Raw genomic sequence first — 18,965 nt, 5'->3', positions numbered from 1 at the left:
AGTTGAAATTAGTATATGTGGGCACTATTCCAAGAAAACCAGTCAACCCAGAACATCAGGCATGCCCAGGTATCTATTCATCACTGGTAAGCTGGCAGAGCCGGTAGTGCGTGATGTTCTGAAAACGCTTTCCAGCAGTGTTGGCTTCGAGTATGAACTGCTGGTGCTCAATATCACCGTTGCAGCGTTGATGACTCCCGAATGGGTGATGCGGCGGTTGGAAAAGATTCCTGACAAAGTTGACCATATTTATGTGCCGGGCGCTTGCCAGGGTGATTGGTCGGTGTTGGAGAAGGCGACTGGAGTTTCTGTGACTCCCGGCCCACAGGATGTGCGAGACCTGCCGGAACTGTTTGGCAAGAAATCAACACTGGACTATGGCAAATACTCCATCGAGATCATTGCAGAAATCAACCATGCACCTGCACTGACCCGTGAACAACTGCTGGAACAAGCCAGAAGGTTCAAACAACAGGGCGCTGATGTTATCGACCTCGGATGTATTCCGGGCAACACCTGGCTTGAAATCGGTGATGCTGTTAGATGCCTCAAGGACGAAGGCTTCCGGGTAAGTCTGGATACGTTCAATGTGCAGGAGGTAGCCTGGGGTTGCGAAGCCGGTGCGGAACTGGTGCTAAGTGTAAGTTCGGTCAATCGGGAAGCCTGTGTTGACTGGGGCTGTGAAGTAGTAGCCATCCCTGATCAGCCACATGATCTGAAATCGCTGGATGAGACCATTGAATTCCTTGCTTCTCGACAAGTGCCCTATCGCATTGATCCGGTGCTGGAACCGATTGGAATGGGTTTCGGGGCATCGTTGCTGAGATATGCGGAGATTCGAAAGAAATATCCTGCATTCGCGATGATGATGGGTATTGGTAACCTGACTGAGTTAACGGAAGTTGATTCAGCCGGTGTCAATCTCATCCTGATGGCATTATGCCAGGAATGGCAGATATCCAGCGTGCTGACGACGGCGGTTGCCAATCATGCCCGGAGTTCGGTAATTGAATGTGATATTGCCAGACGCCTGGCCTATCATTCTGTTGTGTATCAACGCATACCCAAAAAAGTGGATGATCGATTGCTGACATTGCGGGATCGCAAGCTGCGTGCTTTTGGAAACAGTTATTTCGAACAGTTGGCTTCGGAAATCAGAGACCGCCATTATCGTCTGTTTGCAGAAACAGGTACGCTTCACGCGTTGAATGGTGAATCACATTTTGCTTCTTCTGACCCATTTCAACTTTTTGATGAAATGCTGAAAAGCGATCCATCAATTGAAGCATCCCATGCTTTTTACCTGGGATACGAACTGTGCAAGGCAAAACTTGCTCTGCAGCTAGGCAAGAATTATGTGCAGGACCAGGCATTGCGCTGGGGTTACCTGACTGAGGAGGAAATCAGTCATCGAGCACGCAAGGGTCAAGAGGGGGATACCAATGCAACCCCCTGAGCCTTTGGTCATTCATCTGCCTGGCAGCCTTTCATCGTGGGATTGCTTTATACGTATAGCCCATCTGCCTTATGTACTTTTCCTGGACAGTGCTACCCATCATTCGGTATTGGGAAGGTATTCATACCTAGCTGCTGATCCATTCGAGGTGGTGAAAGTGAATGGGCCTGCACAGATTCGAAGAGGATTGCAGCAGGTCAAATCGCAAGGGAGACAATGGCAAACAGCTCATTTCGATTATTTGCCTCCGTTCCAGGGTGGCCTGGCTGGCTTATGGGGATATGGGGTGAATCAGGCACTGGAGAATATCCCTTCGCCGCGCTGGAATGATTTTGCTGTGCCTGACTTGTGCCTGGGCTGGTACGACTGGGTGATTGCAATTGACCATCTAGAGCATCAGAGTTTTCTCATTTCCACCGGTTTACCTGAACAGGAACGGGTGCTGCAGCAGAATAGAGCGGAAGAGCGGGCGGAACAGGTTTTGAGTTGGCTGGAAAGCAAAGTTCTTCCCATTATGCCGGAACGTGTGGTTGAACGAATATGTCCGAAATCGCCCTGTTATTCATTACCTAAGTACGAGGGGGTCTTCAGCAATTTTACTCTGGAGGGATTTCGCGAGGTCATTCAGAAGGGAATCGAGTACACCCATGCCGGTGATTGTTTTCAGGTCAATCTGGCACAGCGGCTGATGATGCCCTTTGAAGGTAATCCCGTTGAATTGTACCAGAATCTGAGGTACCAAAGCCCGGCACAATGCGCGGGGTACTTTGACATGGGGCAGTACATCCTGGCCAGTTCATCGCCCGAACGGTTTATCCAGATTAATCATTTTGGCGAAATTGAAACGCGACCCATCAAGGGAACCAGGCCGAGACGAACTGATCCGCAACTCGACCAAGCAATGGCACAGGAACTGGTACACAGCTCCAAAGACCGTGCTGAGAATGTGATGATTGTTGATCTTCTCCGGAATGATCTGGGCCGAGTCTCAGAATTTGGTTCGATCAGCGTACCTGAACTCTGCAAGCTGGAAAGCAATGCGAGTGTGCATCATCTGGTTTCTTCGGTGCGATCATGTATGCGACGTGAATTAACCCCATTTGATGTGCTGGAAGCGACCCTTCCGGGTGGTTCGGTTACCGGTGCTCCCAAGGTACGTGCGATGGAGATCATTGCCGAGCTAGAACCAACTGCACGCGGCGCCTATTGTGGCTGCCTGGGCTTTATTTCATTCAGCGGTTGCATGGATACCAATATTTTGATTAGAACCATTACGCTGGGAGATGGCTGGGCACAGTTTCCGGTAGGTGGTGGCATCGTTGCTGATTCCAATGCTGAAATGGAGTACCTGGAGACTCTCGATAAGGCTCAGGGAATGCTGTCTGCGTTAGCTTGTACCCCTCTGCTGCGTTCGGTAAGTTAACACTATGTCGCGTGATTCGCTGGTTATTGAAGGGCTCGTCACCACCGTGAATGCCGTTGGCCAGATCAATATTGCACCCATGGGGCCACGAGTTGACAGGCATTTCAAATATCTGACACTGCGTCCGTTCAAGAATTCACAAACATACCAGAACCTGGTGCAGAATCCCGAAGGTGTGTTCCATATTGTCGATGATGTTTACCTGTTGGCACAAGCTGCGGTTGGGAAAATCGAGCCGTGGCCCATGCTCCTCGTATCAAACCACGTCAACGGTTACTATCTGCCTGATTCCTGTAGATATTTTGCGTTTCGCGTAGATCGCATTGATGATGCCAGTGAACGGGCAACAATTGATGTGGATATCGTCTGGTCTGGCAAAATACGAGATCATGTCGGATTTAATCGGGCCATGTTTGCGGTCATTGAAGCAAGCATCCTGGCAACCAGGCTGCATCTGCTGCCGAAAGAGCAGATTCTGAGCGAAATGGATCGATTGCAGCCACTGGTTGAAAAAACGGGTGGCAAGCGGGAGCATGCCGCGTTCGATTTTTTGAGAAAATATGTCGCTGAGTATACTCCGCCAGAGGTGCCGGAAACTTGATTCGTATTCGGACCAATCGACGATTGCACTTTGGCCTGCTTGCGCCAGTACCGGTTTCCGAACTCGACCTGGTGTATGGCGGTCTGGGTGTGATGGTCGATACACCAGGCATTGAAGTAACAGCTGAGCATGCAGGAGAATGGCACATCCAGGATGATGATCCATCGACAGTATCGCGAATAGTCCATCATCTCAAAAGCCGGTTCACTGATCTATTGCCATTGAAGCTGGAGGTATTACGTCATGCCCCTGCACATCAGGGCTGGGGAACGGGTACGCAGTTAGCTTTGGCGGTGGCCCAGGCCTGTTGTCTTGCTGCCAGCAAACCCTGGAATGCTATAGAGATGGCTTGCGTGACGGGTAGAGGTTCGCGTTCTGGCATTGGAATAGTTGGCTATGAACAGGGTGGTTTTCTGTTCGATCAAGGTAAGTCGGCTGATGGAAAGGTGCAGTCGCCAGTGATTTCCATTCCATTTCCAGAATCATGGACCTTCGTGCTGGTTGAGCCGGGACAGGAGCAAGGATTATTTGCTGAATCGGAGCGAAGCGCGTTTTCGCAACTGCAGCAAGCAAAGGTTGAAGTAGTAAGGCAGATGCAAAACATCATCCGCGATCAAATTCTGCACGCGGTTCAGAACCGGCAGTTTGAGATCTTTGCCAGAGCATTGACTGAATACAACCGACTAGCAGGCACGCATTATCATAAAGTACAGCAAGGCGATTACAGTTCTGAACTGAATGCCACCCGCCTGGAGATGATGAAGCTTGCAGGCGCTATTGGACTGGGACAATCATCCTGGGGGCCGGGGTTGTTTGCAGTTTTCCCGGATGAGGCTGCTGCAAAGACATTCATCGATTCAGTTAAGTTGCCCGGATGCACTCTTCGGATGGCGAAAGTGAAGGGTGCTTAACCCCCTCACCACCAACCCTTCTCCCGCAAAAGGGAGAGGGGAGAAAGTGAAAATCAATTCTTCATCGATGCTGGTTGATTGGTGGATTGCAGTACGCATTGCCAGATCGAACTGCAGGGATCGATTTTTCGCTTTTGATCAATGGCAGTACACATTGGAATATGGGTAAAGGTATTTTTCCAGATGCCAACGATCATGCTGGTTCGGCCAGACATGGCGGCATGCACTGCATGTTGAGCCAGTTGCAGACAGAAGACGCTGTCGTTGGGGGTAGCAACTGCAGAGCGGATCATGTAGCTGGGGTCGATATAGCGGACATTGACAGTCATTCGTCTGGATTTGGCGTAGGCTTCAATCGCCTTTCGCAGGGCGATACCGATATCTGCCAGTTTCTGGTTGCCTGATGCATCGGTGCCTGCCTTTTTGACTTCGTCTTCGAGCAAATCCTGACCGGCACCCTCAGCGATTGCGATTAAGGCAAAACGCTGTCGATCGAGAATACTCTGAAGGACCCTCAGGAAACCACTTGGACCTTCAATGTCGAATTTCACTTCGGGAATCAGAACGCAGTTCACCTGGCCATGTGCAAGACTTGATAAAGCAGTGATGTAACCCGAATGTCTTCCCATCAACTTGACCATGCCGATGCCGTTGATGACGCCCCGTGCTTCAGCATAAGCGGCTCGCAATGCTTGATCAGCCAGGGAGAAGGCAGTTTCAAATCCAAAGGTTCTATCCACAAAGTTGATGTCGTTATCGATGGTCTTAGGCAAGCCGATGACAGAAAGAGGATAGCGCTGCTTGATTGCTTCCTGTGCCAGGAGCATAGCGCCCTTCTGAGTGCCGTCGCCACCAATGGTGAAGAGGATGTTGACCTTGCGCAATCGCAGGAAGTTCAACATCTCCCCAATTTCCTGAGGGCCGCGTGATGAGCCCAGAAAGGTTCCACCATTCAGATGGATGGGATCAACCACTTCAGGCGACAACTCCATCGGTGGTGTGCCACTTTCTACCAATCCTGAATATCCGTAGCGGAAACCGAGAATCTCTCGAACTCCGTACTGATTCGACAGGCTCAGCACCAGGCTGCGAATGACATTGTTTAATCCGGGACACAAACCGCCACAGGTCACAATGCCCGCCTTCACCTGGTCTGGTTCGAAATAGATGAAACGGCGCGGGCCAGCCATTTCCATGTTGACGGCATCGATTTCGCTGGGCATGGAGCCATGTGACCAGGCTACTCCCACGGTATCGTAAAGTGTTCGCACATCGTCACCGACAAAAAATCCTGATGCATCATCAAACTGCTTCAGCAGGGGGGATTCGACGATAGCAGGTCCTAGCCGTTCGATGGAAAAATCCGGGAAGCCTGTAGGTGATTGATGGTTCATGAAGGATTTCAACTTTCATAGGATGAGGCTAGAGCATAGCTTGCAACAGTCGATTTTGTCTACGCACTTTTGAAAGAAACGCATGGCGAGGATCGTAATACTTTATAACGAGCCGGTATTGCCAGCGAATCATCCCGATGCTGAATCAGAACGCGACCTGCTGCATACAGTCGAAACGATCTCTCGTGTCTTGCAACAAGCCCAGTACCAGGTTGCGCTGACTGGGTTGAAAAAGTCGCCTGAGGAGCTGCTCAAGTCAATTGCTGAGAACAAGCCTGATCTGGTCTTCAATCTGTTTGAAGGATTTGGCGACAGGCCTGCCAGCGAATATTACATTGCCGGGCTACTGGAATGGCTTAAGGTTCCCTATACCGGCTGTCCTCTGGAAGCGATGGTGCTGGGGCGAGATAAGGTCAGGACGAAATATCTATTGAAAGGCGCTGGTTTGCCGACAGCGGAATTTCAGGTAGTTTCGTCGGTTGATGTATTGCATGTCCCGGCAAGTTGGCCCTTAATCGTAAAACCTGCTGGAACTGATGCGAGCATTGGCATTCATCAGGATAGCGTGGTGAGTACGATTCAGGCGCTACGCAACAAGGTAGAGCAGATACTGAAGGATTATGGGGCGCCGGTTCTTGTGGAGAAGTATTTACCTGGTACGGAGTTTAATGTTGGAGTGATAGATAACCAGGGCTTGATGGCCTTGCCTGTTGCAGAAATGGTGTACACACCACAGCCGGGGGTTGATTGGCCTATTGTCAGTTATGAAAGCAAATGGGATATCGGTTCAGCAGATGACCTGGCCATGCAACCTCGATGTCCGGCACAGATACCGAGTGCATTGGCAGAACAGTTGCAATCCTTGGCGCTTCAGGCCTTTCAATTAGTCGGATGCAGAGATTATGCACGGGTTGATTTGAGATTGGATGATAATCAGCAGCCCTACATCATGGAAGTGAACCCCAATCCCGATCTTGGTGAATCAGCAGGGTTGGCACGCATGATCAGAGCTTCTGGAACAACTTACGAAAAGCTGATTGTCCAGTTAGTCAGAAACCATCTTGGATATGAATAAGAAACCGCTTCATCGCAATGTATTACTGTTAGCCTGGGCCAGTTTCTTTAACGATGTGGCCAGTGAGATGTTTGTGCCATTGCTGCCGGTGTTTCTCCTGGGGTTAGGCGCGGGCAAGCAAGTAATTGGATGGATAGAAGGAGTTGCCGATTTCATTTCGAGCATGTTGAAGTTGTTTGCCGGGGCATGGTCAGATCGACTTTCCAAGCGGAAGTGGCTGATTATTACCGGCTACGCCATGCCAGCACTCTTGCGTCCACTCATAGGCTTGGCGACTTCATGGTGGCATGTCTTTCTGATTCGTTCAGGCGACCGGTTTGGCAAGGGCATACGCACTTCAGCCAGGGATGCCTTGATTGCCGATTCCACACCAGCAGACCAACGGGGGTATGCGTTTGGCTTTCATCGAGCGATGGATCATCTGGGGGCTGCGTTAGGGCCGGTGATAGCCTTTCTCTTTCTGCTCTGGATGCCCGGTGAAGTGCGTTTCCTGATGCTGCTGGCGATCATCCCCGGAATGATTGTAACCCTTCTGGTGATGTTTGGCCTGCAGGAACAGCCTCGCCAATCGAGCGAGGAGAAGACTCCGTTCCGGTTTCAGGTCAAAGAACTGGGCAGGAATTTCTGGTGGTTCATGCTGGTGATTGCAGTATTTTCTTTAGGCGCGTCCAGCGACATGTTTATTCTTGTCAGGCTGAAAGAGTTAGGGATCATTGATGAAAAATACTTGCTTATCATCTGGTGCGTGTTTCATCTGCTGAAAAGCGGAGGCAACCTTGTTTTTGGTAAGCTGACTGATGTAGTGACACCGAAATGGTTGATTATTCTTGGCTGGTTGTTGTATGCAGTGATTTATGGTTTGTTTGGTTTGATAACTTCTGAATACGTGGCCATTGGATTGTTCATGGTCTACGCCTTCTATTATGCCATGACCGAACCGCCAGAAAGGGCACTGGTAGCGCAGATGGTTCCTGCGAAGATACGCGGACAGGCCTTTGGCTGGTATCACTTCATAACAGGGGTCATTGTGCTGCCAGCCAGTGTGTTATTTGGCTGGCTCTACGATCACTTTGGCGCCAAAGTGCCATTTCTGGTGACCGCAGCAATTGCTGTGATTGCAGCAGTAATGATGTGTGGCTTGCAGACAGATAAGCAGGTGGATCAGCAGAATATGTAAGTTGCCTAAAGCGCCAGACCTAGCCCTTTAGTTCTAGCAAAAGAAATGATGACAAATTCCTGAACTTGACACAGATAGAGAGGACGCTATCGTCCTGCCTTCCTGGGGGATTGCAGCCATTTCCTGGCGTGCAGACTGTCGAGGGGGAAGACATGGATTTCAAACCGAAAAAATCGGTATTTACCAGATTGTATCCCATCATATCTGGCTGCCTGCTCCTGGCACCGGTATTTGTCTCCAACCTCGGATGCAATAAAGAGATTCTGCAGTTACCATCACGGGAAGAGAAACTTCCACGCATGATAGGTTCAACCGCAGCGCCATATGGCCTTGAGCCTATGGAAGTGATGGGTTATGGGGTGGTGGTCGGCTTGCCTGGAACAGGCGGTAATATTCCGCAGGGGCCAGCACGTTCTGCTGCTCTGGGCATGCTGACACAACAGAAAATGGAGAAACCTACCGAGTTCCTTGCATCGAAAGAAGCAGCAGTGGTATTGGTACGTGGCAAAGTTGCGCCAGGCGCCAAGGTGGGTGATTTGTTCGATGTTGAAGTCAAATGTCTCGATGAAGACCGGCAGACAACCAGCCTTCGTGGTGGGTTTCTGCTCCTGAGTTCGTTGAAAGATGTAGCTGACGTTCGTGAACTCTCTGAAAAGGGTGGTAATCCAGAGTATCGAACCGGTTTCGAATGGGCATTTGCCAATGGTCCTGTGATGCTGGCAACCGGGCAGGAAAGTGATAGCAGAAAAGGGCGGGTTGTTGCAGGGGCCAGGCTCAAAAAGGAAAGGCCGCTTGCACTGCTCATTCGCAGTGAATATTCCAAGAAGGCAGACCAGGCCATGTTGATTGGCGCTGCCATTGATGATCGCTTCCGTGTTCAGGCTTCGGGCAGCTTTGCCAAGATTGCAGACCCGAAGGACAGCAAATACATCACCCTGCGTGTTCCGGATCAATATCGGTACAACATTCCGCGATATCTGGAAGTGCTGACACGCATTCCGTACGAGGCTGGTTCAGCAGAGAAACTGATGTGGCAGAAACAGTGCTCGGAAGACCTTCTCAATCCGGATAAATGTTTTGAAGCTGCCTTGCGAATGGAATCGCTTGGTGGAGAGGTGCAGCCCTACTTGATGAGGGGTTGTAAGCATCAGAATCTGAAGGTGAGATTTGCTTCTGCAGAAGCATTAGCTTATCTGGGCATCTCAGCGGAAGCTGCTGATACTCTGGCAGAAGTGGCCCGGAAATCTCCTGAAATGCGTCCCTATGCTCTGACAGCACTTTCAGCAGTACAGGATACGGCCTGTGCAACACGCCTGCGGGAGTTGATGGCTCAGGACAGTGTGGAAACCCGTTACGGTGCGTTTGTAGCTTTGCGAACAGCACATCCAACTGATCTTGGTCTGAAGGTGGTAAATTCACGCGAATCGGGTTACGCCATCTTCGAGGTGGCTCCACAGTCCAAGCCCATGCTGCATGTATCAACGACCGGAAAACCTGAGATCGTTTTCTTTGGCAAAGGACATAGTCTGATGGCTCCCTGCAGCCTGACGGCAGGGCCGGAGCTGGTAGTGACCATGCGAGAAGGCGAAACGGAATGTACCGTGAGCCTGACGGAAGTGGGCGGCAAAGTGGTGAAACGGCGTTGCCAGGCCACAGTGCCAGCCGTGCTGACGCAGTGCATGCAGTTGGGGGCATCGTATGCTGATGTTGTCGACTTCCTCAAGCAGGCATCGGTTGGACACAACCTCGAATGCAACCTGGTGGTGGATGGCATGCCAAGGCTCATTCCGTGGACTGAATTGGCCCGCGCCGAGTTGCCTGTTCAATAGTGGGAAAGCATGCTCAAGCAACTGGAATTGATCGGCTTCAAGAGTTTTGCCGAACGCACCATCTTTGAATTTGGTGCGGGCATTACTGCGGTAGTTGGCCCTAATGGTAGTGGCAAGAGTAACGTCGTTGATGCTGTTCGCTGGATCATGGGAGAACAGTCAGCCAAGAGCCTGCGTGGCGGTGGTATGACCGATGTCATCTTCAATGGTTCTGCCACGCGTAAATCGTTAGGTCTGGCTGAGGTGTCGCTGACTCTGGATAACAGCAAACGATTTTTCAATGTTGATGCAGACGAAGTGCAGATTACCCGCCGGGTTTATCGCGACGGCACTGGCGAGTATCTGATCAACAAGCAGATGACCCGGCTGAAAGACATCAAGGAAATGTTCCTTGGCAGCGGGGCAGGGAACGATGCGTATTGCATCATTGCCCAAGGACGAGTTGATGCATTGTTGCAGGCATCCTCACAGGAACGGCGATTCATCCTGGAAGAGGCAGCGGGGATCAGTCGGTTTCGAGTCAAGAAACTTGAAACACTCAAGAAGCTGGAACAGGTTGAATTGAATATTCTGCGAGTGAAGGATATTCAGGATGAACTCACCAAGCAGCTTCAATCGGTACGGTTGCAGGCCTCCAAGGCTGAAAAGTTTCGTGATTACAGCAATGAACTGAAGCGATTACGGGTTGACCTGGCACTGCAGGATTGGCATCAGGATTCACAACTCTGGAATACTGCTTCACAGGAATTGACTGGACTGAAGCAGCAACTCGAAGAGCAATCAAGGCAATCCAGCCTGCAGGAACAGCAATTGGCAGAACTGGAAGCGCTGCTGACACAGACGGAGGAAACCATCCGTCGTCGCGAAGCGTCCCTCAGTGAATGGCGGGAAAAGCTGACCGCATGTGATTTGACAGTGAAGCACGAAGCATCGACACTGGAGACGTGTGAACAGTCACTGTCACAGTTTCACGAGAAGGAAGGCAATCTGCTTCGCCAGTTGGAACGGCTTCAGCAGCAGAGAGAAACTCTAAGTGCGCTGTATGAAAAAGATGCAGCCCGGCAAACGGAATTAGGAGATGATGTTGCCAAGCATGAAAAAGATCTAGATAGCCTGGTGAAGTTGCTGGCTTCGCTGAAGCAAAAGATGCAGGAAGGCAAGACGATACTTTACGAGAAGTTGCAGACAGCAGCCCGTGCCCACAACGAACAGGTCAGCCTGAAGTCTCAACTGGAAAGCTTGCAGCAGCATCGAAGGCGAGTCAATCAGAAGCACTCGCAGACCAAAGAAAGTCTGTCTGCTCTCGATGTTGATCTTCAGGCCCTTCTGGCTGCGGAGAAAGACGGAAACAGCCGGATTGATGCGCTGCGGAATCAGTTGACTTTACAGAGGCAAAACAAGGAACAGGCCGGGCTGCTTCTGGAATCGCAGACGGCGCAATGGACCAGCATGCGTGAACGCCGCAGTGCACTAGTAAGCCGCATTCAGGTACTGGAACACCTGGAGCAAAGCCGGGAGGGCATTGGTTCATCCGTCAAGCAGATTCTGGACCTGGCTTCTCAGGAGAATCCAGGTCTCTGGTCGAATGTTCTGGGAATTGTTGCAGACATCATCCTGGTAGATCGAGAACATGCCCGGCTGGTGGATGCCATTCTGAAAGACCGCATTCAGGCAATCGTCGTCAGGGAGGAAGCAAGTTTGCTGCAGGCACTCAGCGAGTTATCAGAGCCGTTGCCTGGCCGCTGGCAATACATTGCACTGAATCGCTTGCAACAACAGCGAACGGCATCGCCCCTTCACGGCGTCGAGACGCTTTCTTCTTTTGCCGGATCATCACAGCCCGATGCAGCAGGGCTGGTAGAGCATCTGCTTTCATCAACCTGTGTTGTCGATTCGCTCGAGCAGGCCAGGCAATGGTCGCAGCATTACCCGGGATATTCCTGGATCACTCCGCAAGCAGAATATCTGGATGAACAAGGCATTGTCAGCCTGGGGCCTGACCGGGAAGAAACAGGATTTCTGTCACGAAAATCGGAGTTGCGTGAACTGCATCAGCAGGTGATCGAACTGGACAGTTCTATCCAGGAAGCTGAAATGGAAATTGCTTCGCTGCGTGCCAACCTGGTGCGATACAGCACTCAGGAAGAGCAGACGGAGCAGGCACTGCAGGTGCAATCGGAAGAAGCGGCGTCGCTACGTGCCCGACTCCAACAGAAGGAACTGCAAGGCAAAGAACTGCAGGAAGAGGTAAGAATCAGTCAGCATGAGCTGCACACTCTGGAAGAAGAACTGTCCCGCTTGACGCACAGTGAGAAACAGGCACAAGACTTGGCGCAACAGGCGGAGCAGGCTGCCCAACTATTGCAGCAGGAATTGCAGCAGGCGGAAGAGCAGGCATCGGAAATGGAAGTGCAGCGGCAGAAAGATCAGGAACACCTGATGACGGTGTCGCTGCAGGCAGCCAGGCTGCAGCAGGGGCTTGAAGCTCTCATGGAGAAGATTCAACTGCACGAGCAGGAATCACTACGTCGTCAGAATGAACTCGTTGAACTGCGGAATCATCACGAGGAACTACTGAACAGGAAGGCTGCCAGCGAAAAGCTGATTACAGAAACTAAGACGCAACTGGAAACCGGCCAGTTTGAGAAGCAGCGGTTGGAACATGAATTAGCAGAAGCAGTGGAAGCGGGTCAGCAATATCGTCAGAAAACGGCCAGCATTCGTGAACAGACTCACCAGATTCGTCAGGCGTGGCAGCAACTAGTGGATAATATCCATTCACGAGAGATGCGCTGTGGTGAATTGAAACTGAAGCTTGACGGGTTATCTTCCCGATTGCTAGAGGAGCATGAAGTCAACCTGCAAGAAGCCTATCAGGAGTATCAGCCTCCTGAAACGCTGTTAGACTCGCAGGAAGTGCAAACGCAGATCAATGAACTGAGGCGTAAGATCAGCCGATTGGGCAACGTCAGTATGGATTCGCTGCATGAACTGCAAAGCCTGGAAGTGCGGGCGAAGGACCTCCAGGTTCAACTCGACGATCTGACCCAGGCCAAAGCATCGCTGGATGAGATCATTCAAAAAATCAATGCTGACAGCAGAAAGATGTTTAAGGAAACCTATGAAGCAGTAAGAGTTCACTTTCAGGAGTTGTTCCGCAAACTCTTTGGCGGAGGCATGGCAGATATTACGCTGGAAAATCCGGATGATCTGCTGGAAACCGGTGTGGAGATTGCTGCCAGGCCGCCTGGCAAGGAGATGCGGAACATGTCGCTGCTCAGTGGCGGCGAAAAAACGCTGACCGCTGTTGCATTGCTGTTAGCCATTTTCAAGAACAAGCCCAGCCCGTTCTGCATCATGGACGAAGTCGATGCAGCCCTTGATGAAGCCAATGTCGGTCGGTTCGCCTCTGTCCTGCGAGAATTTCTGCATCTGAGTCAATTCATTCTGATTACTCATTCGAAGAAAACGATGGCCTCCGCAGATGTTCTGTATGGTGTTACCATGCAGGAAGCGGGTGTCTCCAAACGAGTTGCCATGCGTCTGGAAGAATACGAAGAACCAGCACAGCGGCTCGCTGCTTGAAAAATCATGTTCTTTCACGGATCATCAAACCAACTGCTCGACCGTTTCGTCATTCTAATATCACGTCTATTGGAATGGAGAAAGTCATGTTGCGAGTATTTGCACTGTTGACATATTGTGTCATGGTATTTCAACCACAGGGAACTGCAGGGGCACACGAACCTGTGCAGAAGCATGTAGATCTGGTTCTCTGTCTGGACACTTCCAACAGCATGGATGGCTTGATTGATTCAGCCAAGCGGAAACTCTGGGATATTGTCAATAACTTTGGCAAAGCCAAGCCTCTACCGAAACTGCGCGTGGCACTCTACAGTTACGGCAACGATACCTACTCACGCTCAACTGGGTGGGTCAGGCAGGAAACAGGTTTAACTACCGATCTTGATAAAGTATCGGAAAAGCTATTCGGCTTGCGCACGCAAGGCGGCACGGAATATGTCGGAAGGGTCAGCCAGGCTGCGTTGAACCAGCTTGAATGGTCCAAAGAACCTGGTTCGCTCAAAATCATGTTTGTATGCGGCAATGAGCCTGCTGATCAGGATCCTGAAGTGAAGTTGGCAGGCCTCGCTGAATCAGCAGTCAGGCAGAATGTGATCATCAATACGATTTACTGCGGCCCAAGAAACCATTCCGAGGCACAAGGCTGGAAATATCTGGCTGAACGTGCTGAAGGTAAGTTTTCAGCTATAGAGCAGGACAGCGCCAGTATGGTTATTGCTGCTCCGCAGGATAAGAAGCTTGCTGAACTGAGTTCCAAGCTGAATACTACTTATGTATTCTATGGCAGTTCTGCACCTGCCAGAATGGCTAATCAATCTGCGCAGGATACCAATGTACTGTCCTTGGGTGGAGCTGGTGGCGCGAGTGCATCGGCGGAGCGTGCGATTGCCAAGGCAGGCGCCAACTATCGCATGACCGAAGCAGACCTCGTCGATCGATATCAGGCTGATCCCAAACTGGATTTCAGCAAGCTGCCGGAGAATGAGTTGTCTGACGAATTCAAGAAGCTTAATCCTGCTGAACGAAAAGCTCACGTTGAAAGGCAGATGAAGATGCGGGAAGAGATCAAACGTGAAATCAATCAACTGAGTAAAGCGCGTGCCGAGTTCCTGAAATTGGAAGAGCAAAAGCAGAGCAGGCAGAGTGGGAACACTCTGGATGAGGCGCTGAGAAGTGTGATTCGAGAGCAGTCTGCTCGCCAAGGCATCGAGATACCGAAATAAGAAAAACAAAAAATCCTTCAAGAAAATCTCAAGTTCATCTTGCCTTGTTTTCGAGAAGGTCTACTATTGGTTCAACGGTCAGTGGGACTGATCGCGAAGAAGCGTAACCCGGAGCATGATGCACTCGTGACTTGGATGTCTACAACACAACTGACACTCGACCCCACTTTCCAACAAGGTGGGGTCGTCGTCATTGAGGGACAGAAAAGCATGCAAAACTTCAAATCGGGGTTGTGTAGAAAAGCGACTTCAGTATTCTGCCGCAGCCGCGGGACGTCCTCGTGCGTCCTGTGTGTATGGGATATCGTGGTCTTCAGGAGATGAGTATGAACGAGATCGAAGCGCGTCGAGGCTTGCCCTCGCGACCTGCCGCGTTGGTCGCATTTGATGAAGAGGAACCTCCAAGTCGTCCGCGACGACACCCTTACTGGAACAACATCCCCGACGAAAAGTGGAATGACTGGCGCTGGCAATCTCAAAATGCCATCAAGACCACCAAACAGCTAACCGAGTTACTGACTTTCTCGGCCGATGAACTCACCTCTCTGCTCAAACTCGAATCCGAGTTCAAGACCGCCATCCCACCCTACTATTTCTCGCTGATTGATCCGGGTGATCCGTATGATCCGATCCGGCTGCAATCTTGCCCCTCTGCCATGGAACTGGAGAATCCTTCAGGCTTCGAGCTGGAAGATCCCCTCGAAGAAGACAAGGATATGCCCGTTCCTGGGCTGACCCACCGGTACCCTGATCGTTGCCTGATCGCCATCACAGGTGTCTGCACGATGTATTGCCGGTTCTGCACCCGTAAACGCAAGACGTTGACAAGGGGCGGCTGGGAATCGGTCACCGCTGATGATCAGCGTATGATCGATTATATTGCCCAGCATACTGAAATCCGGGATGTCATCGTTTCTGGTGGCGATCCGCTGACTCTCAACACCGGCAAGCTGCAGTTCTTCCTGGATTCGCTCCGGGATATTCGGCACGTCGATGTGATTCGCATTGGAACCCGTGTGCCAGTAACGCTGCCCCAGCGACTGTTCGATCAGAAACTGATCGACCTGCTCGGCAGCAATGGCAAAGTCTGGATTCAGACACATTTCAACCATCCACGCGAAGTCACACCCGAATCGGCCCGTGCTTGCCTGTCACTTCTCAAGGCTGGCTGCCCGGTAAATAATCACAGCGTCTTGATGAAGGGGGTCAATGACTCCGTCGAGGTGATGCGTGCCTTGATGCGGGCAGTGCTCCGTATCAAACTTCGCCCCTATTACATCTTCCATTGCGACCCGGTTATCGGGGCAGGGCACTTCCGTACTTCGGTCTGGAAGGGCCTGGAGATCATGGAAGGCCTGCGAGGCCATATGTCAGGTTTGGGTGTGCCAACCTACGTCGTGGACAGCCCACACGGTGGTGGCAAGATTCCTCTTATGCCGAACTACCTCGTCTCGGCCAGCAACGATTCCGTCATTCTTCGCAATTACGAAGGCATGCTGGTTCGTTACCAGGCAGAAGACAAGCCGGCTGAGGAGAATGTCAAAACCCGAACCCGCGGCGTGAGCAAGCTACTGCAAGGCGATCAGACCTTCCTGATTCCCGAAGGCAGCGAGCGCATGGCCCGCCGTCGCAAGATTGCACTCGAGCAGGTCGCAGAGCAGATGAGCTGCAGCGATTCTGATCTTGAGCCGTCGGATGCAATGATGGGTTCCATTCCGGCTTTGCCGATTTCATCTCACGATGAGGGTTCTGACTTTGACAGCAGTGACCTGGAGCCAGTCGTTGATGGGCCGATGAAGGTCAAAGTGTATTAACAACCAAATCGACAATCGTAAACGAGCTTCAGCAATTGCTGAAGCTCGTTGCATTCTGTTGGCAACTTCAACGAACTCATGTTATGCTTTGAAGCAAACTTGGGGAGTAGTCATCATGCTTCGGATTGCTTTCATATTGCTGACTCTGGGTGTTATTGGCCTGTGTTCCTGGCCATCCTCCGGCCAACAGCCTGCTGCTGGGGAATCGCCACTACGGCTCATTCCAGATGACTCGATTCTCTATGTACACCTCAAGGGTAACGCCTTCTGGAACAATCCTGCCTTCGATGAAGTCAAGAAGCGGATGCCGGCGGAGAAGTGGAAGAAGCTGGAGAAAGAAGTTTTTGAAATCAGCGAACAGATCACCACCATACCCCGTCGCAACTTTGAATCAGCCACCATCATGGTTGATAGCTGGGATGTGCCACAAGTACCCGGCTTCGCTATGCTCATGCAATCGAGTGTGCCGGTGGACAGCAATCGCTTCATTAACAGTGTGAAGAAGTACATAGCACTCAAGTTTCCGTTCGCCACTGTCGCAGGCAATACCCGTAATGCAGATGGCGTAGTCATGGAGCAGGTTGCCAATATCCAAGGCAAGAATTTGTATGCCTGCCTGATTGATCCCAAGACGCCAGCTATCGGCGATGACGAGACGCTAAGCAAGATCATCAAACGCAAGAACAACGTTGCCTTGACAGCCTTTGCCAGTACCTCTGGGAATGCTGAACTGGGCATCGGCCTGCAGATAAGCGAGAACCTGCACAACCAGCTGAATGCTCTGATGCTAATGGGGCAGGCTGGCCGAAACATGAACCCTGCCGACGAAGCTACTTTCGGGTTGGGGCTGAGTATTATCAAAGCAGTGATTGATATCAAACAGTTGAACATCAACGCCAGACTTCTGCAGGATTTCGCATTCGATGTACGTGTCGATGCCAATTCGGAACAGGCAGCAGTTCGGATGGAGCGACTCTTCGGCTCACTCGCTCTCACTGGCGAATTTGGCCTGCAGCATCTTCAGCGGCTGGCAGCGAACGAAAGTAATGTCGAAATTCGCGAGTTCCGCAAATTCTTCGGCTCACTGTCAGAAGCCTGTGCCCAGAGCACCATCAAACGAGATGGTACCAAAGTTTTGATGACACTTCATTCGCCGGGAGGCGGCAAGGAGATTTCACTTGCTATGGCCAGCATTATCTCCCGTATGAGCCTGATGCAGAACCGCAGCCTTCGACAAAGCAACCTCCGCCAGATGGCCATAGCTATGCACAACTACCACAACGATTACAATCGTCTGCCCTCGGCGGGTTACTACGTTGGAGGCGGTGGGATGAGGCCACAGAAGGATGTCCAGAATTCCAATAGCAAACTGGGCCTGTCCTGGCGCGTTGCCATTTTGCCTTACCTCGAACAGGACAATCTCTTCAAGCAATTCCGTACGAATGAACCTTGGGACAGCGAGCACAACAAGAAGCTGATCCCGATGATGCCCAAGATTTACTCCATGCCCGGCGTGGATGCCGGCGTCGGCCTGACCTATTACCAGGTCTTCGTTGCCCCGGAGAAACCTGCTGATCCGCAAAAGCAACGGTTCGCTCCCATGTTCACGCCTGGCAGGCCTCTCACCCTCGGCCAACTCACTGTGCAGGATGGCACCAGCAACACCATCATGATTGCTGAAGCCGCCAAGCCGGTCATCTGGACCAAGCCCGATGACATGGAGATACTGGGCGATGATCAACCGCTTCCCAAGCTGGGCAGTGTTCCCGATGAGGACGATCTGTTGGTGGCGTTCGGCGATGCCAGCGTGCGTGCAATCAAGCGTTCACTTCCCAATGCGAAGGAGTATGAAAAGCTGATGCGGCAACTCATCGGCCGACGCGATGGGATGTATGAAGATACCGATCCCATCATGGTTGAACCAAGCCGGGCGGAGGGGATTGGAACTTTCAAACCGGCGGAGCCACGGTTCGAGAACCGGAAATAAATGTCTGCAAATAGCGATGATTTGTGGAAGCCGTGCAGTTGTCCCGGTTACTTATGACCAGCCTGATTTCATCACGCCTTCGTTGACGTTGTTTCTCTTCATATTCTCGTTCGATTGACCAGCAGATGGGCAGATAAATAAAGAACATCACGCCGATAGCTATAGGCCAGTGGATGGTGATGATTGTCCAGGCTTCTTTGACATCCAGACGATAACCAAACCAGATGGCAGAAAGCCAGAAAGGCAGATAAAAAGCGGCAGCAAGGCTGAGAGGAGAGGAGAAGAAGGTTGGCCAGGACCATAGGCTGGGCAACGCAAAGACCACGGTGATCATAACCGTTACCAGTAAGGTTCGTACAAAAGGAAAGCTGCCGCTGGCAGTCCAGAAGTGGGCTGCCAGAATAGCCAGCATCAACGTGATGAAGCCGATGGGCAGTTGCAACCCGAAGTTGATCAAGTTGAACTGCATTTGGTCAGACATACAACCGAT

General features: G+C 51.3%; 13 protein-coding genes. 11 read left to right on the top strand and 2 right to left on the bottom strand.

What is annotated here, in order from left to right:
* Positions 1-61 precede the first annotated feature (61 nt).
* Genes JNJ77_08060 through JNJ77_08045 form a run of 4 tightly spaced genes read left to right on the top strand, consistent with a single transcriptional unit; the run spans position 62 to position 4,391 of the window.
* The gene (locus JNJ77_08060) at positions 62-1,456 is read left to right on the top strand and encodes a dihydropteroate synthase (GenBank protein MBL8822525.1); all 1,395 of its coding nucleotides are present in this window, start codon (positions 62-64) and stop codon (positions 1,454-1,456) included.
* Entirely contained in the window at positions 1,443-2,879 is a 1,437-nt protein-coding gene (pabB, locus tag JNJ77_08055; protein ID MBL8822524.1) for an aminodeoxychorismate synthase component I, read from the top strand. The genes JNJ77_08060 and pabB overlap by 14 nt, the downstream gene beginning before the upstream one ends.
* Before the next feature lie 4 nt (positions 2,880-2,883).
* Positions 2,884-3,480 carry a DUF447 family protein gene (locus JNJ77_08050; GenBank protein ID MBL8822523.1) on the top strand — a complete coding sequence of 199 codons (597 nt, stop codon included), beginning with the start codon at positions 2,884-2,886 and terminating at the stop codon, positions 3,478-3,480.
* Positions 3,477-4,391, top strand: coding sequence for a hypothetical protein (locus JNJ77_08045; protein ID MBL8822522.1), 915 nt, complete (start codon positions 3,477-3,479; stop codon positions 4,389-4,391). Before JNJ77_08050 ends, JNJ77_08045 begins: the two co-directional genes overlap by 4 nt.
* Before the next feature lie 53 nt (positions 4,392-4,444).
* On the opposite strand, the gene JNJ77_08040 is transcribed toward JNJ77_08045, so the two are convergent.
* On the bottom strand, positions 4,445-5,785 hold the full coding sequence (locus JNJ77_08040) for an ATP-dependent 6-phosphofructokinase (GenBank protein ID MBL8822521.1): 1,341 nt from the start codon (positions 5,783-5,785) through the stop codon (positions 4,445-4,447).
* Positions 5,786-5,867: 82 nt separating this feature from the next.
* Here JNJ77_08040 and JNJ77_08035 point away from each other — a divergent pair, with 82 nt between their 5' ends.
* The 7 genes from JNJ77_08035 to JNJ77_08005 all read left to right on the top strand — a co-directional run bounded on the left by JNJ77_08035 (position 5,868) and on the right by JNJ77_08005 (position 18,475).
* Positions 5,868-6,860 (top strand): D-alanine--D-alanine ligase, encoded by a 993-nt coding sequence (locus tag JNJ77_08035; protein MBL8822520.1) that lies wholly within the window; start codon positions 5,868-5,870, stop codon positions 6,858-6,860.
* A complete protein-coding gene (locus JNJ77_08030; GenBank protein MBL8822519.1) occupies positions 6,853-8,037 on the top strand; it encodes an MFS transporter in 1,185 nt (394 codons plus the stop codon). The genes JNJ77_08035 and JNJ77_08030 overlap by 8 nt, the downstream gene beginning before the upstream one ends.
* Before the next feature lie 152 nt (positions 8,038-8,189).
* Entirely contained in the window at positions 8,190-9,866 is a 1,677-nt protein-coding gene (locus JNJ77_08025; GenBank protein ID MBL8822518.1) for a flagellar basal body P-ring protein FlgI, read from the top strand.
* Positions 9,867-9,875: 9 nt separating this feature from the next.
* Positions 9,876-13,451, top strand: a complete 3,576-nt coding sequence (smc, locus tag JNJ77_08020) for a chromosome segregation protein SMC (protein MBL8822517.1) — start codon at positions 9,876-9,878, stop codon at positions 13,449-13,451.
* Positions 13,452-13,537: 86 nt separating this feature from the next.
* Complete coding sequence (locus JNJ77_08015; GenBank protein MBL8822516.1) at positions 13,538-14,674, top strand: VWA domain-containing protein; 1,137 nt, start codon at positions 13,538-13,540, stop codon at positions 14,672-14,674.
* A gap of 326 nt (positions 14,675-15,000) precedes the next feature.
* Positions 15,001-16,488 (top strand): KamA family radical SAM protein, encoded by a 1,488-nt coding sequence (locus JNJ77_08010; GenBank protein MBL8822515.1) that lies wholly within the window; start codon positions 15,001-15,003, stop codon positions 16,486-16,488.
* A 115-nt stretch (positions 16,489-16,603) separates the two neighbouring features.
* Positions 16,604-18,475 (top strand): DUF1559 domain-containing protein, encoded by a 1,872-nt coding sequence (locus tag JNJ77_08005; GenBank protein MBL8822514.1) that lies wholly within the window; start codon positions 16,604-16,606, stop codon positions 18,473-18,475.
* Here the strand turns inward: JNJ77_08005 and JNJ77_08000 are convergent.
* Complete coding sequence (locus JNJ77_08000; GenBank protein ID MBL8822513.1) at positions 18,438-18,956, bottom strand: hypothetical protein; 519 nt, start codon at positions 18,954-18,956, stop codon at positions 18,438-18,440. The two genes, JNJ77_08005 and JNJ77_08000, sit on opposite strands and share 38 nt — an antisense overlap.
* Between the last annotated feature and the right edge of the window lie 9 nt (positions 18,957-18,965).

It is taken from the genome of Planctomycetia bacterium (assembly GCA_016795155.1).
Taxonomy (GTDB): domain Bacteria; phylum Planctomycetota; class Planctomycetia; order Gemmatales; family HRBIN36; genus JAEUIE01.
Note: the sequence above shows the minus strand (reverse complement) of the source record. Positions and strands in the feature narration are given on the sequence as shown.

Coding starts and splice junctions, on each gene's coding strand:
- JNJ77_08060 (MBL8822525.1), top strand. CDS start 62: ATGCCCAGGTATCTATTCATCACTGGTAAGCTGGCAGAGCCGGTAGTG.
- pabB (MBL8822524.1), top strand. CDS start 1,443: ATGCAACCCCCTGAGCCTTTGGTCATTCATCTGCCTGGCAGCCTTTCA.
- JNJ77_08050 (MBL8822523.1), top strand. CDS start 2,884: ATGTCGCGTGATTCGCTGGTTATTGAAGGGCTCGTCACCACCGTGAAT.
- JNJ77_08040 (MBL8822521.1), bottom strand. CDS start 5,785: ATGAACCATCAATCACCTACAGGCTTCCCGGATTTTTCCATCGAACGG.
- JNJ77_08035 (MBL8822520.1), top strand. CDS start 5,868: ATGGCGAGGATCGTAATACTTTATAACGAGCCGGTATTGCCAGCGAAT.
- JNJ77_08030 (MBL8822519.1), top strand. CDS start 6,853: ATGAATAAGAAACCGCTTCATCGCAATGTATTACTGTTAGCCTGGGCC.
- JNJ77_08025 (MBL8822518.1), top strand. CDS start 8,190: ATGGATTTCAAACCGAAAAAATCGGTATTTACCAGATTGTATCCCATC.
- smc (MBL8822517.1), top strand. CDS start 9,876: ATGCTCAAGCAACTGGAATTGATCGGCTTCAAGAGTTTTGCCGAACGC.
- JNJ77_08015 (MBL8822516.1), top strand. CDS start 13,538: ATGTTGCGAGTATTTGCACTGTTGACATATTGTGTCATGGTATTTCAA.
- JNJ77_08010 (MBL8822515.1), top strand. CDS start 15,001: ATGAACGAGATCGAAGCGCGTCGAGGCTTGCCCTCGCGACCTGCCGCG.
- JNJ77_08005 (MBL8822514.1), top strand. CDS start 16,604: ATGCTTCGGATTGCTTTCATATTGCTGACTCTGGGTGTTATTGGCCTG.
- JNJ77_08000 (MBL8822513.1), bottom strand. CDS start 18,956: ATGTCTGACCAAATGCAGTTCAACTTGATCAACTTCGGGTTGCAACTG.